Origin of the sequence: Sphingobium sp. CECT 9361, from assembly GCF_918741285.1 — a bacterium.
Taxonomy (GTDB): Bacteria; Pseudomonadota; Alphaproteobacteria; order Sphingomonadales; family Sphingomonadaceae; genus Sphingobium.
On the sequence record NZ_CAKKNC010000003.1, the window covers coordinates 59206 to 72941 of the forward strand.

Genomic DNA, 13736 nt, shown 5'->3' on the forward strand with positions numbered 1-13736 from the left:
ACGCTACCCCTCTGTTTACGCATTGAAATGCCATAAAAAGGTCTGGCTCCATGAAGAAATGCCTCGTCGTAGATGACTCAAAGGTTATCCGTAAAGTTGCGCGCCATATACTGGAGTCGCTCGACATCAACGTAACGGAAGCATGCGACGGTCGGGATGCCCTTACCCAGTGCGAAGCATCCATCCCTGACGTGGTTTTGCTGGACTGGAACATGCCGGTCATGTCCGGCATGGAATTCCTCCAGGAACTCTCCAGAACCAAGATGGCGGCGCGGCCCAAGGTGATTTTCTGCACAACCGAAAACGGACTTGGCCATATCAAGGCGGCGGTTGAAGCAGGCGCAGACGAATATGTCATGAAGCCATTCGATCGAGACACGTTGGAAAGCAAGTTGCAGATCGTCGGCATTATCTAACTTGCCTTTGTCGCATTGCTTGTTGCCGCAGTCTTAAGGTTCTCACCCATGTCCTCAGATATCACGGCGATTGCACGGACCAGTAAGGAAGGTTCGCCATACCGCGTTCTGATCGTGGACGACTCTGTGGTCGCTCGAACGGTTCTGGAGCGCATCTTGGCGGCTCATGGCGGCTTTGTCGTAACCCAAAAAACCAGCAACGCCCAACAAGCGCTGGATGCTCTTTCCCGCGAGCCGGTCGATCTTGTTTTGCTGGATGTAGAGATGCCAGGGCAGAGCGGGATCGTTGCTCTTCCTGCTATTCTAAAGGCCGGGCGAGGAGCGAAAGTCATCATATTGTCGGCAATTTGCGAAGAGGGCAGCGCTAAAGCGGTCGAAGCTCTTGCGCTTGGCGCGAGCGATATCCTTTCAAAGCCCGATCACGGATCTTTTGGCGATCAGTTCGCTCGTGCATTGCTCGGGCGGATCGTTCGGATCGTAGGATCGGAACACGAAGACACTCCCGCTTCGATACGTCTACGGGCTGATAACGGGCACAGCAACATTTCCTGTTTGGGCGTAGGCGCGTCTACCGGAGGCATACACGCTCTGGGCCAATTGTTCGCCGGGATGACCGCGCCGCTGGGTGTTCCGATCCTGATCACGCAGCATCTGCCGCCAACGTTCATTCCTTACTTCGCGAAACAACTGGCACGCATGACGAACCTGCCTGTGAAGGTCGCAGAGGATGGCGAGGTGTTGACCCCCGACAAGGTATATATCGCGCCGGGTGAGGCCAACCTGGGATGTCGTCGCAGTTGGAATGGGCAGATCATCGTCGCGCTTTCCGCCGACCGGACGCCGTTAAGTGCGCTCCCAGCGGTCGATCCTATGTTTATGGCAATGGCGCGATGCTATGGTTCTACGGCCACTGGCGTGGTCCTGACGGGTATGGGGAGGGACGGGACGGTCGGTGCCGGTCATATCGTCGACGCCGGCGGGATGATAATCGCGCAGGACGAACCCACCAGCGTTGTCTGGGGCATGCCCGGATCCGTAGCGCGCGCGGGGTTGGCCACCGCTTTGCTACCGCCGGAGAAAATTATGGCGTTTGTTGCACAGCATTCGATGGTCATGGCGTGAGCGACGCTGCCCCCTGCACCACCTTCACGGGCGCAATGCGCGTTCTTGCGGGCCTGCTCGAATCGCGCACCGGGCAGATCTTGTCTGAAAACCGCATCTGGAGGATCGAAACTGCACTAAAGCCGATACTGCGAGCTAATGGCCTGACCGATCTGGAAGCACTTGTCTCTCGGTTGCTATCGGGGATCGAGCGGCAACTGAGCGACGATGTCGTCAATGCGTTGCTGAACAACGAAAGCAGCTTTTTTCGCGACTTGCAGACTTTCGAGATGATCTCCCGTGAACTGCTGCCCCATATTCAGGCCACTCGTCCGGACAAGGTTTTACGTGTTTGGTGCGCAGGATGCTCGACTGGGCAGGAAGCTTACTCGCTGGCAATTCAGTTTCAGAAGAATGCGGAGTTATGGCGCGGATGGCGTATCAGCATATTGGCCACCGATATTTCGACCGCTGCAATCGCGCGGGCGCAATCGGGTATTTTCTCGCAGATCGATGTGCAGCGCGGACTTGCGATCACCGACCTTCTTGCCTGTTTTGAGCCGGTCGGTGACGACTGGAAGATCAACGAAGACTTACGTCGCATGGTCGATTTCCGCACCGATAACCTTCTAGAGCCCAAAGTACCGGGGGGGCATTATGATCTGATCCTGTGCCGTAATGTGCTTTTGTACTTCTCGCTGGAAATGCGGCGCAAGGTTTTTGATCGACTGGCGCAGTATAGTCGCCCCGGTGGCTATCTCATGCTTGGTGCGGGCGAGACCGTCATTGGCCAGACCGATGATTTCCTGTCCAGCCGCGAGTTTCGGGGAAGTTATGAACGCCGTGGCGGCCTTGGCGAGGTGGCTGAACATACTATTCGCCGCGCGCGTTGAATTAGCCTGTCTTACGGAAGCATTTGAGTTAGGGAGAGCGTATGCCTCCTGCTCAAAATCCCGTTTCTCCTCGCAACTTTGGAGCGCGTGACTGGGCCATTATTGTTGCGATGAACGTGGCGTGGAGGCTGAACGTCATCGCGGTCAAGTTCGCCATTGAGATGACATCGCCCTTGACTGCGGCCTTCCTTCGTCAAGCTTTGGTGGCGTTGGTTTGTATCCCATTTCTCCGGTGGGTGCCTGGTAGGATGCGGCTTGTCGGGCTATACGCTGTACTGACCGGCGCGCTTTTCTACATCCCGATCAACGTGGCATTGGCGATTTCGGATAATGTGGGCGCGTTGGTCATTGCGAGCCAATTGGGCGCCCCCTTTGCTGTGGTGCTATCCGTCATTTTCCTGAAGGAGCAGATACGGCTCCCTCGCATCGTCGGGCTGATCCTCGCGTTTTCCGGTGTTTTGATCGTGGGCTTCGATCCCGCGGTCTTGCATGAGTTGCTAGGCCTTACGCTGATGGCGCTGTCTGCGCTTATGTGGGCGATCAGTTCGCTATTGACGCGCCACATGCGCGATATACGCATCACAACGCTGTTCGCCTGGCTTGGACTTGCAGGCGCCGGGATATTGGGGCCGCTGGCTATGCTATTGGAACCACTGGCAATGGCTAATTTGGCGTCGCTTCCAATCGCTGGATTAGGGTGGATAGCATTCTCAGCAATCGGATCGACACTGATCGGTCATGGCGGACTGTCTTGGCTTGTCCAGAGGCATCCAATTGGCGCCGTAATGCCATATACCTTGATTGCGCCTTTGCTCTCGATCATTGTATCGTCTGTGATATTCGACACGCCGATCACAGGGATGATGATGTTGGGAGGAGTGTTCGTGCTGATAGGTGTAGCAATTCTAACGATCCGTACCGCTAAACGTGGCCAGATAATCGAGGTATCGGCGTGACCGATACCAGCATGATCGACACCCCATCGCCTAACTTCGATGAGCGTAGCGCACCGATATCATTGTTAGTATTGCATTATACAGGCATGCCGGACGCCGCGAGCGCCATCAACTGGCTCGCTAACCCAGAATCCAAAGTGTCCGCGCATTATGTCGTCACGGAAGATGGCAAGATCATCCGAATGGTGGCCGAGGATAAGCGGGCGTGGCACGCTGGGAAGTCGCACTGGCGGGGCGTGTCGGACATTAATTCGGCGAGCATCGGCATAGAAATTGTCAATCCGGGCCATGAATGGGGCTATCGACCTTTCCCCGATACGCAGATGCAGGCTCTGGTACCGCTCGTAAACGATATCGTGCAGCGCTATCGGATTACCCGAGGCAATGTCGTCGGCCATAGCGATATTGCCCCTGCGCGAAAGCAAGACCCGGGCGAACTGTTTCCCTGGCACACACTCGCGCGTCTGCGGCTCGCCTTGCCGCGACCGACCAAAAATTTGATGGACCCGCACTGGACCGACAGCGGGTTTATGCTCGCACTCGAACGCTTTGGTTATGATATCACCGATCAAACGGCGGCGGTTGTTGCGTTTCAGCGACGTTTTCGGCCCGAACTGATCGACGGGATCGTGGATGGCGAATGTCGGGCCATCCTTTTGGCGCTGTTGCTCCCCAAGCCAAGAGGGGATGACTGACACAAAAAACCGCGCTAGGGGCATAGCGGCCAGGGGGCCGGGCGACCGCGGCGTAGGAATACGGCGAGGAAAGTCCGGGCTCCACGAAAAGACGGTGCCAGCTAACGGCTGGCGAGGGTAACCTCAGGGACAGTGCAACAGAGAGCAGGTCGCTAAGACTTCGGTCCAGTGACAGTGAAAGGGTGCGGTAAGAGCGCACCGCGTCCCCGGCAACGGGCGACGGCATGGTAAACCCCACCGGGAGCAAGACCGAATAGGGGCGGCGCGGCGAGCAATCGCCAAGGCATTTTTCGGCCTGGACCGCCCGGGTTGGTTGCTTGAGGCCATGAGCGATCATGGTCCTAGAGGAATGGTCGCCCAGTCATCGCAAGATGATGGACAGAACCCGGCTTACAGGCCCCCTGGCACTTCGTACGAGTTTCTTTTGCTCACTTCCTTTCTTTGAGGTGCCGCAGCGGCTACATTGGCGCGATGTCCAGAGCAAAACGATCGAACGACTGGGGTTTCCCCCGATGGCGCAGCTATGGTGCGGCATCGGAAGCGCAGCAGGTGCGCATGTGCGATCGCCATGGGTGCGACCGCCCCGGCAACTGCCCCGCACCCAAGTCTCCCAACAGCCCCGAGCGCTGGTATTTCTGTTCCGAACATGCGGGCGAATACAACCGCAACTGGGACTATTTTCAAGGACTGGATGCGGAAGAGCGTGCATCACGCGAGCAAGCCGAGCAGCGTGACGCCGGCGGGTTTCAGGGTAGTGCCTTCTACGGCTGGGGCGGCCCTGGGGATGGTACGCGGTCGCGGGACGAGATGCGGGCGCTCGCGGTGCTGGAACTTGAAACCGACGCCGATTTTGAGGCCGTGCGCAAAAGCTGGCGGCGTCTGGCCAAGGTCAACCATCCCGATGTCCGCCCCGGCGACAAAGATGCGGCCGAGCGGTTTCAGGCCATTCAGGCGGCATATGATGTTCTGCGCGTCGCGGAGGAGCGCAGAACGTGGAAACCCACTGGGTCTTCGGCTGGGGACCGCGCGTGAAAGCCAGTGTGCGGTCCAACTGGAAAACCGCCATTCTGGTGTGTCGCAAATGCTCCAAGAAAGTCGATGGTGGCTTTGGACCCAAGGGCAATCAACCGCTCGGCAAGGCGCTCAAGAAGCATCTGTCGTTAAAAAAAGGACGAAAAGGCGACGCCGGTATATTGGACGTCGGTTGTCTTGGCATTTGTCCCAAGGGCGCTGTGACGGTTGTGAACGGTGCAGCCAGCCGAGACTGGCTGCTCGTTAAGCCAGGTGCGGATCTTGACGCTCTTGCCGCAGAATTGGGTTTGGTCGAGACCGGAGCATGATCGTCACCTCACCCCTTGCGGCGTGACATGAAAGCCAGTCTTTCGAACATCATCACATCCTGCTCATTCTTCAACAATGCGCCGTGCAAGGGGGGAATAGCCTTGCTGCTATCCTGCGACTGGAGCGTATCGAGCGGCAAATCTTCAGCCATAAGCAGCTTGAGCCAATCCAGCAGTTCGGATGTCGAAGGCTTCTTTTTCAAACCCGGCACGTCGCGAATATCGTAGAATATATCCATCGCGCGGTTCACCAGGATTTTCTGAATGCCGGGGAAGTGAACGTCGATGATCGACTGCATCGTCTCGCGATCGGGAAACTTGATGTAGTGGAAAAAACAGCGGCGCAGGAATGCGTCGGGCAGTTCCTTCTCGTTGTTTGACGTGATGATGACCACTGGGCGTTCCTGCGCCGCAATCGTCTCGCCTGTTTCATAGACATGGAACGCCATCCGGTCGAGTTCCTGCAACAGATCGTTTGGAAATTCGATGTCCGCCTTGTCGATTTCGTCGATTAGCAGGACGGGCAGGGTGGGGGACGTGAAAGCCTCCCACAATTTGCCTTTGCGGATATAGTTGGAAATATCGTGGACGCGCTCGTCGCCCAATTGTCCGTCGCGAAGACGCGCAACTGCGTCATATTCGTAGAGGCCCTGATGCGCCTTCGTCGTTGATTTCACGTTCCACTCGATCAGTGGCGCGCCGAGGGCCGTCGCGATTTCCTGCGCCAATACCGTTTTGCCGGTGCCCGGTTCGCCTTTGACGAGAAGTGGACGGCGAAGGAGAATGGCAGCGTTAACGGCAACCTTTAGGTCAGCCGTAGCCACATAATCGGGAGTGCCTTCAAAACGCATGATCTGTCCGTCCTCCATTGCAACGCATTTGGACTAGGGGCGGAGGCAGCAGCATGCAAGCCTCACAGGGCTTGCCTCATGCAATTAGCTTTGCTGGCGAATGCTCGCGCGGGCCTGAAGCAAATCCCACAGTCCGCGGTGCTGGCCAAGCAACTGGCGGGCACCGAAGTGCAAGGCACGGGTAATATTTTCATCTGTACCGAGAGCCTTGGCAACCGCGAGGGTCGCAGAGGATGTCGGGATAAGCGAGGGGGGTGGTTCGATGCCGACGCGAAGCGCCGCCACTTCCAGAACTTTACGAACAGCGCGCCAGTCCAGCACGAGTGCGATGGCAGCGCCCATGGCGCAGCCTCGGCGATCCGATTGCGCGAGCATGTCGAGAGCATGACGTTGTTGCAGGACAGTCGCGTCGCATTGATCCTGCCCCGACGTGCTCGGCAGTGGACCGACAGCAACGGTCACCTGCGTCAGAAATGCGCGTTCCGCAGCGAAAGCATCGGAAGCCTGGAGCAACCATGACCGTGCGGCGTTATCCACCGTGCGTGACGCTGCATGATCGATTACGCCAGGGTGCCTGCCATGCAGCATGCACAGATAGTGCGCGGCATCAGCCAGATTGGCGATCGATGCCGCCAGTCGGCTCGCGCTTGCCGGATGAGCATAGACATGCGCGCCCGTGCCGTCTGCGGCAACAAGCGCGGCGATTACGTTGCCGACATCGCCCTCTGAACTGCGCGGAACCGCTGTGCCCATTACTAACCCCAAATTCGCCGGGTCGGACGGGGCGGCAAACAAATAGCCGCCTGCCGACCGGCAATTACCTGCCTAGACTTACGCAGAGGGGGGTAAAGACCAAGTTAAACGGTGTAAAAGAACAGCAATATTTTCAAGCCGGTTTACTGGTCGAGGAAACTGCGCATTTTGCGGCTGCGGGAAGGGTGCTTGAGTTTGCGCAACGCCTTTGCTTCGATCTGGCGAATACGTTCGCGCGTCACGCTGAACTGCTGACCGACTTCTTCCAGCGTGTGATCCGTGTTCATACCGATACCAAAGCGCATACGTAGCACGCGTTCCTCACGCGGCGTGAGCGATGCCAGAACGCGCGTCACGGTTTCCTTCAAATTCGCCTGAATGGCAGCATCGACGGGGATGATCGCGTTTTTGTCTTCAATAAAGTCGCCCAGATGGCTGTCTTCCTCGTCACCGATTGGCGTTTCGAGAGAGATCGGCTCCTTGGCGATTTTCATCACCTTGCGGACCTTTTCGAGCGGCATCGACAGACGCTCGGCCATTTCTTCCGGCGTTGGTTCGCGGCCCTGCTCGTGCAGGAACTGGCGGCTGGTGCGGACCAGCTTGTTGATCGTTTCGATCATGTGGACAGGGATACGGATCGTCCGTGCCTGATCGGCAATCGACCGGGTGATCGCCTGACGGATCCACCATGTCGCATAGGTCGAGAATTTATAGCCGCGACGATATTCGAACTTATCGACTGCCTTCATCAAGCCGATATTGCCTTCCTGAATGAGATCCAGGAACTGCAGGCCGCGATTAGTATATTTCTTTGCGATGGAAATCACGAGGCGCAGATTGGCCTCGACCATTTCCTTCTTGGCGATACGCGCCTCACGTTCGCCCTTTTGCACCATGTTAACGATGCGGCGGAATTCGCTGAGCGCCATGCCGGTCGCCTGAGCGATTTCGCCGACTTCGTTGCGAATGCGATCGACCGCCGCGCCTTCGTTGGTGACGAAAGCCGTCCACTTCTTGTCGAGATTGGCAACGCTGGCCATCCAGCCTTCGTCCAGCTCATGGTTGATATAGCGGTCGAGGAAATCCTTGCGCGGCACTTTATGGCGCTCCGCCAGACGCAGCATCTGACCGCCCAGCGCGGTCAGGCGGCGGTTATAGGCGTAAAGTTGATCGACCAGATATTCGATCTTCTGCTGATGGAACTGCACGCTCTCGACCTGCGCAGTCAGATCTTCGCGCAGTTGCTGATACTTCGCTTCGTGTTTGGCCGAATAAGCGTCGCCATTGGCCATCGCATTCAGGCGCGATTCCTGCGCCTTGGAAAAGGCACGGAAGATATCGGTGATGGTCGCAAACTTCTCCAGCGCGATAGGCTTGAGCTGCTCTTCCATCTGCGCGAGGCTGAGGGTGTTGTCTTCCTCATCGTCTTCCTCGACGCGCGGCGCGCGGCGTTCGGTCATCGAATCTTCGTCTTCGTCCGCATCGGCGGAGGCCTCTTCAGGCTCTTCCTCTTCCTTGAACGAAGGGCCGGCAGTCTTGGCGCTGATTTCGCCGTCGTCGTCCTCTGCGCCTTCTTCTAGGCTCTCCGGCGCTGGGTCTTTCGACAGCATCGCGTCCAGATCGAGAATTTCACGAAGCTGCATTTCGCCGTTGTTCAGAGCGGTCGACCATTCGATGATCGCGTTGAACGTCGTCGGGCTTTCGCACAGGCCCAGGATCATGGTGTCGCGACCGGCTTCGATCCGCTTGGCAATTGCAATTTCGCCTTCGCGGCTCAGCAGTTCGACTGCGCCCATTTCGCGCAGATACATGCGAACGGGATCGTCGGTGCGATCGACCGTTTCCTTCTTCTTTTCCGCTACCGGGCGAGAGCCTTCGTCCTCGCTGTCATCGGCTTCATCGTCGGCGGCCTCGTCTTCACGCTGCTTTTCTTCGTCGCCGTCTTCCGACGCTTCTTCGTTTTCGACGATGTTGACGCCCATGTCGTTGAGCGCGGACATCACGTCCTCGATCTGCTCGGAGGACATCTGGTCCTGCGGCAAAGCGTTGTTCAGTTCGTCATAGGTGATGTAGCCGCGCTTCTTGGCACGCGAGAGCAGCTTTTTTACGGATGCTTCGTTGAGGTCGAGCAGCGGTGCATCGCCGGTATCGGTATCTTCGGTGGTAGTGCCTTTATTAGCCTTGCTCGCCATGTACTCGCCTTAACCCCGTGGTTCGCAGAGGAACCGCTAAACTGTGTCTTCGGGCTGCATCAGATCCGCCAGCCGTTGCTCATGGTCCGCTTTCAATTCGCGAAGTTTCTGCTGATGCAGATAACTTGCTTCATCCAGCGTTTCGCCCATGGCACGGGTGGCATCAGCCAATGCCGCATCAATCTCCGGTCCTGCCGCGATTACTCGAATGGCCTCATCGAGATCGCGTCGAGCGCGAATCTCATCGGCCTTCTTTCGGGTAAAAGTGAACGTAAGCGCGTCGGCCCGGAGCAGCCCTTTCGCCCTATTATACAATTCACCTGTCCCCAATATGGTAAGGAGGCCATCTGTTTCAACACTTTCTTCGCGTAATGCGCCCGACAACAGCTTTTCCATAAGCTTAGCCAAGGTCGAATCAGCGATTCGCAGTGTCGAGAGTTCTTCTTGATGCTCTTTTATCCGGTCAGGATAGCGTAACAGTCCGGCAATGACCCCGCACAGAAGCATTCCCTCGGTTCCGCTGGCGCGAATCGCGCGCGTCTCGCTGATGGGCGGAGCGATGGGTGGCTTCCACTGGCCTTTGCGATCCATCGCGCCGCGCTGCGGGCGGGGAGCGCTAGGCGTGAAAGCGCGCCGGGCGAAAAAGAGGGCGTCATGCCGCTCGCGGAAAATCTGGGTGTAATGCGCGCGCACGTCGCCATGCGTCATCGCTTCGGTATATTCCGCCAGCTTTTGCTTGAGCGCGGCACGCTGTTCCGGCGTATCCAGCGGACCCGACGCAATGGCGTGATTCCACAGGCGGTCCACCAACGGTTCGGCATCCCCCAGCACGGTTTCGAATGCCGCAGCGCCCGAAGCACGAACCAGATCGTCAGGATCCTGCCCCTGCGGCAAGGTCGCGAACGCCAGGCTGTGGCCGGGGCGCAGCAGGGGCAGGGCGCGCATGGCGGCGCGAATAGCTGCCTTCTGACCTGCAGAGTCGCCATCGAAACATAGCACCGGCACTTCGACCATTTTCCACAGCCGCTCAATCTGATGCTCGGTCAAAGCGGTGCCCAGCGGCGCGACGCATTCGGCAAACCCGGCCTGCGCCAGTGCGATCACATCCATATAGCCTTCGACGACGATCACCCGGCCCATCTGACGCGAAGCAGGCGACGCGCGGTCGAGATTGTAGAGGGTGCGACCCTTGTCGAACAACGGCGTGTCGGGAGAGTTGAGATATTTGGGTTCGCCCACGCCCAATATGCGTCCGCCAAAAGCAATCACCCGACCGCGCGGATCGCGGATCGGGATCATCAAACGGCCGCGAAAACGGTCGTAGCTGTCGCGTTTGGCGTCGCCCGTCGCTTCGGGATCGATCAACAGCCCCGCTTCGATCAGGCGCGGCTCACCATGCGTTTTGAGCGCCTCTTTCAACCGCCCACGCGCATCGGGCGAGTAGCCGAAGCCGAACGCCTTGATCGTGTCGGCGCGCATTCCCCGCGTCTTGAGATAGTCCCGCGCGAAATTGCCTTCGGCACCGCCCATTTGCGCGACGAACCAGTCCTGTGCAGCCTGCATTACGTCATGGAGGGTCTGCGCCTTTTCGGCCCGTTTGGCTGCCTGCGGATCGGCGGCAGGGACGTCCATCCCCGCCGTCGCGGCCAGTTCCTTCACGGCGTCCATAAAGGGCAGGCCGCGCTGCTCCGTCATCCAGCGGATCGCATCCCCATGCGCGCCGCAACCAAAGCAGTGGTAGAAACCCTTTTCGTCGTTGATCGTGAAGCTGGGCGTTTTCTCATTATGGAACGGGCAGCAGGCCTTATACTCGCGCCCGGCCTTCTGCACTTTGATGCTTTTGCCGATGAGCGTCGAAAGCGTCGTCCGAGCGCGCAGTTCGTCCAGCCATTGCGGGGTGAGGCTCATGAGCGTTTGCGCAACAGGCTCCCCTCCCGCGGGCGGGAGGGGTTGGGGGAGGGCATGTCACGAATTACGCGCTCTATTTCAGCCACCACGCCTTCGATGTTCGACAATATCTCGTTATTCCAGAAACGTATGACGATGAAGCCGCTGTCTTCCAGGAACCGGGTGCGGCTAGCGTCGGTGTCCGCACTGTGCTGCCCACCATCGACTTCGATCACCAAGCGAAGGCTTCGCGACACAAAGTCGCAAATGAATGGGCCGATGGGGACCTGTCTATTGAACCGGATTCCTCCAGTTTTTCTTGCGCTAAGGTGCGTCCACAGCAGGCGTTCTGCGTCGGTTGCGTTGCTGCGGAGTTCGCGAGCGCGGGCGGTGGGGCGGTTGTAGGCTTTGTCCATAGCAGGTGTTGCGAACATGCCCTCCCCCGACCCCTCCCGCAAGCGGGAGGGGAGTTTAGATCAGCTCAACGCTGCCTTCACCAGCCCGCTGGCTTTGCTCATGTCGATCACCGTGCCGTGGCGTTCCTTCAGGACGGCCATCACCTTACCCATATCCTTGGGCGTCGTCGCGCCGACTTCTGCCTTGATGCCTTCGATGGCGGCGCGGGTTTCCTCTTCGCTCATTTGCGCAGGCAGGAAGCTTTCGATGACGCTCAGTTCAGCCTGCTCCTTCGCAGCCAACTCATCGCGGCCGCCATCGGTGAACATGGTGATCGATTCGCGGCGCTGCTTCGCCATCTTCTGCAGCACGTCCACGACGATGGCATCGTCCTCCGGCACCTGCGTAGCGGTGCGCAGTTCGATGTCGCGGTCCTTCAATTTCGCGGAAATCAGCCGCACGGCGGCAAGGCGTTCCTTGTCTCCGGCTTTCATCGCTTCGATCTGGGCGGCTTTTATGGCGTCACGAATCATCGGAAAAATAGTTCCTGTCTGGCGGAAACGAACAGCTATAACGAGAAAAGAGATTTTTAACAGGAGTTGACCGAACGGTCCCACCGGCATAGGTGACCGGCCGTTTAACCCGCCGCAGACGGGCCCCTATCAAAAGCAAAAAAGGACCGCTCGCAATGGCAGATGCCAAGACCCTCAACGTGCCCAAAGGAGCGAGCGGGGTATTGGTATTGGCGGACGGCACCTGCGTCTTCGGGCGCGGTTTCGGCGCGGTCGGCGATGCCGTCGGTGAAGTGTGCTTCAACACCGCGATGACCGGCTATCAGGAAGTGATGACCGACCCCAGCTATGCCGGGCAGATCGTGACCTTCACCTTCCCGCATATCGGCAACGTCGGCACCAATCTGGACGATGTGGAAGCGGACATGCCGTTCGCTCTGGGCTGTGTCGTGCGGCAGGACGTGACCGAGCCGAGCAACTTCCGCAACGTGTTACCTTTCGATCAGTGGATGAAGGACAACGGACGCATCGGTATTTCCGGCGTCGATACCCGCGCGTTGACCCGGATGATCCGCGAGAAGGGCGCGCCCAATGCCGTGATCGCGCACGATCCTGAAGGCGCTTTCGACCTGCCCGCGCTGATCGCCAAGGCGCAGGCATGGCCGGGGCTGGAAGGCATGGACCTCGCCATTCAAGTGACGGGCAAGGAAAGCCGCGCATGGGACGGCGGAGAGTGGAAGCTGGGCAGCGGGTACAGCACGAACGGAGAGGGTAGCGCCAGCCGCCCCCATGTCGTCGCCATAGATTATGGCGCGAAGAACAACATCTTCCGTAATCTCGTAAAGGCCGGTGCGAAGGTTACCGTCTTGCCCGCGACCGCGTCTCTGGATGACGTGATGGCGCACAATCCCGATGGCGTGTTCCTGTCCAACGGTCCGGGCGATCCCGCCGCGACGGGGCAATATGCCGTGCCGGTGATCGCCAGCCTGCTGGATGCCAACGTACCGATCTTCGGCATCTGTCTGGGGCATCAGTTGCTGGCGCTGGCGGCAGGCGCGAAGACGATGAAGATGCATCAGGGGCATCGCGGCGCGAACCATCCGGTCAAGCGGCTGTCCGACGGTCTGGTCGAAATCACCAGCATGAACCACGGCTTTGCGGTCGACACCGACACGTTGCCCGCCAATGTTAAGCCGACACATGTATCCTTGTTCGACGGCAGCAATTGCGGGCTGGAACTGACCGACAAGCGCGCGTTCAGCGTGCAATATCACCCCGAAGCCTCACCGGGGCCGCAGGACAGCTTCTACCTGTTCGAGCGGTTCGTGGCAGGCCTCCAGAGCCAGGGCGCGGACGCATGAGCATCAAACTGCCCAAGGTCGATCCTGCGCGGCTGGAAGAGGAATGGGAAGCGGACAAGGACGTCCTCGCCAACCTCGCCGCCAATGGCGACAAGGCAAAGACTCCGCGCGCCGTGGACGTCAGCTTCCGGGGCAGCGAAAAGGATCTGGAACGCCTTGCCGAAGCCGCCAGCCAGTTCGGTTTCGTCGAACTTGACCGCGAAGAAGGCGAGGATGACGGCGAGCCTTACCTGTTCCTGGAATGCGAACAGGCCGTCGACGAGGAATCGATCCGCGCGCTGACCCGCAAATGCCTCCAGATCGAAATCATGTTCGACGTGGAATATGACGGCTGGGGATGCGAAGCGCAGACGGGGGCGATGCATTGATTTGTGCCTGTGCCT

The 13736-nt window shown here is 58.6% G+C and carries 15 protein-coding genes and 1 other RNA gene; 10 read left to right on the plus strand and 6 right to left on the minus strand.

Annotated features, from left to right (window positions below):
• Positions 1–50: 50 nt before the first annotated feature.
• From LQ220_RS06950 to LQ220_RS06985, 8 genes are all read left to right on the plus strand, one after another.
• A complete protein-coding gene (locus LQ220_RS06950; RefSeq protein WP_230187589.1) occupies positions 51–416 on the plus strand; it encodes a response regulator in 366 nt (121 codons plus the stop codon).
• Between the two features lie 48 nt (positions 417–464).
• Entirely contained in the window at positions 465–1538 is a 1074-nt protein-coding gene (locus tag LQ220_RS06955) for a chemotaxis protein CheB (RefSeq protein ID WP_230187590.1), read from the plus strand.
• Positions 1539–1573: 35 nt separating this feature from the next.
• Complete coding sequence (locus LQ220_RS06960; RefSeq protein WP_230187779.1) at positions 1574–2410, plus strand: protein-glutamate O-methyltransferase CheR; 837 nt, start codon at positions 1574–1576, stop codon at positions 2408–2410.
• 41 nt (positions 2411–2451) lie between these two features.
• Positions 2452–3366 (plus strand): DMT family transporter, encoded by a 915-nt coding sequence (locus LQ220_RS06965; RefSeq protein ID WP_230187591.1) that lies wholly within the window; start codon positions 2452–2454, stop codon positions 3364–3366.
• Positions 3363–4061, plus strand: coding sequence for an N-acetylmuramoyl-L-alanine amidase (locus LQ220_RS06970; protein WP_230187592.1), 699 nt, complete (start codon positions 3363–3365; stop codon positions 4059–4061). Before LQ220_RS06965 ends, LQ220_RS06970 begins: the two co-directional genes overlap by 4 nt.
• Before the next feature lie 29 nt (positions 4062–4090).
• Positions 4091–4470: RNase P RNA component class A (gene rnpB / locus LQ220_RS06975), an RNA gene on the plus strand.
• 62 nt (positions 4471–4532) lie between these two features.
• Positions 4533–5093 carry a J domain-containing protein gene (locus LQ220_RS06980; RefSeq protein ID WP_230187593.1) on the plus strand — a complete coding sequence of 187 codons (561 nt, stop codon included), beginning with the start codon at positions 4533–4535 and terminating at the stop codon, positions 5091–5093.
• Positions 5090–5401, plus strand: a complete 312-nt coding sequence (locus LQ220_RS06985; protein ID WP_230187594.1) for a (2Fe-2S) ferredoxin domain-containing protein — start codon at positions 5090–5092, stop codon at positions 5399–5401. The genes LQ220_RS06980 and LQ220_RS06985 overlap by 4 nt, the downstream gene beginning before the upstream one ends.
• Before the next feature lie 8 nt (positions 5402–5409).
• On the opposite strand, the gene LQ220_RS06990 is transcribed toward LQ220_RS06985, so the two are convergent.
• From LQ220_RS06990 to LQ220_RS07015, 6 genes are all read right to left on the minus strand, one after another.
• A complete protein-coding gene (locus LQ220_RS06990; RefSeq protein ID WP_230187595.1) occupies positions 5410–6252 on the minus strand; it encodes a MoxR family ATPase in 843 nt (280 codons plus the stop codon).
• An 84-nt stretch (positions 6253–6336) separates the two neighbouring features.
• Complete coding sequence (locus tag LQ220_RS06995; RefSeq protein WP_230187596.1) at positions 6337–7005, minus strand: hypothetical protein; 669 nt, start codon at positions 7003–7005, stop codon at positions 6337–6339.
• 143 nt (positions 7006–7148) lie between these two features.
• Entirely contained in the window at positions 7149–9197 is a 2049-nt protein-coding gene (gene rpoD, locus LQ220_RS07000; RefSeq protein ID WP_230187597.1) for an RNA polymerase sigma factor RpoD, read from the minus strand.
• 36 nt (positions 9198–9233) lie between these two features.
• On the minus strand, positions 9234–11105 hold the full coding sequence (dnaG, locus tag LQ220_RS07005) for a DNA primase (RefSeq protein WP_230187598.1): 1872 nt from the start codon (positions 11103–11105) through the stop codon (positions 9234–9236).
• On the minus strand, positions 11102–11518 hold the full coding sequence (locus tag LQ220_RS07010) for an endonuclease domain-containing protein (protein ID WP_354957240.1): 417 nt from the start codon (positions 11516–11518) through the stop codon (positions 11102–11104). Before LQ220_RS07010 ends, dnaG begins: the two co-directional genes overlap by 4 nt.
• 42 nt (positions 11519–11560) lie before the next feature.
• Complete coding sequence (locus LQ220_RS07015; RefSeq protein WP_230187599.1) at positions 11561–12013, minus strand: GatB/YqeY domain-containing protein; 453 nt, start codon at positions 12011–12013, stop codon at positions 11561–11563.
• Between the two features lie 155 nt (positions 12014–12168).
• Here LQ220_RS07015 and carA point away from each other — a divergent pair, with 155 nt between their 5' ends.
• Entirely contained in the window at positions 12169–13353 is a 1185-nt protein-coding gene (gene carA / locus LQ220_RS07020; RefSeq protein ID WP_230187600.1) for a glutamine-hydrolyzing carbamoyl-phosphate synthase small subunit, read from the plus strand.
• A complete protein-coding gene (locus LQ220_RS07025; protein ID WP_230187601.1) occupies positions 13350–13721 on the plus strand; it encodes a ribonuclease E inhibitor RraB in 372 nt (123 codons plus the stop codon). Before carA ends, LQ220_RS07025 begins: the two co-directional genes overlap by 4 nt.
• Positions 13722–13736: the final 15 nt, after the last annotated feature.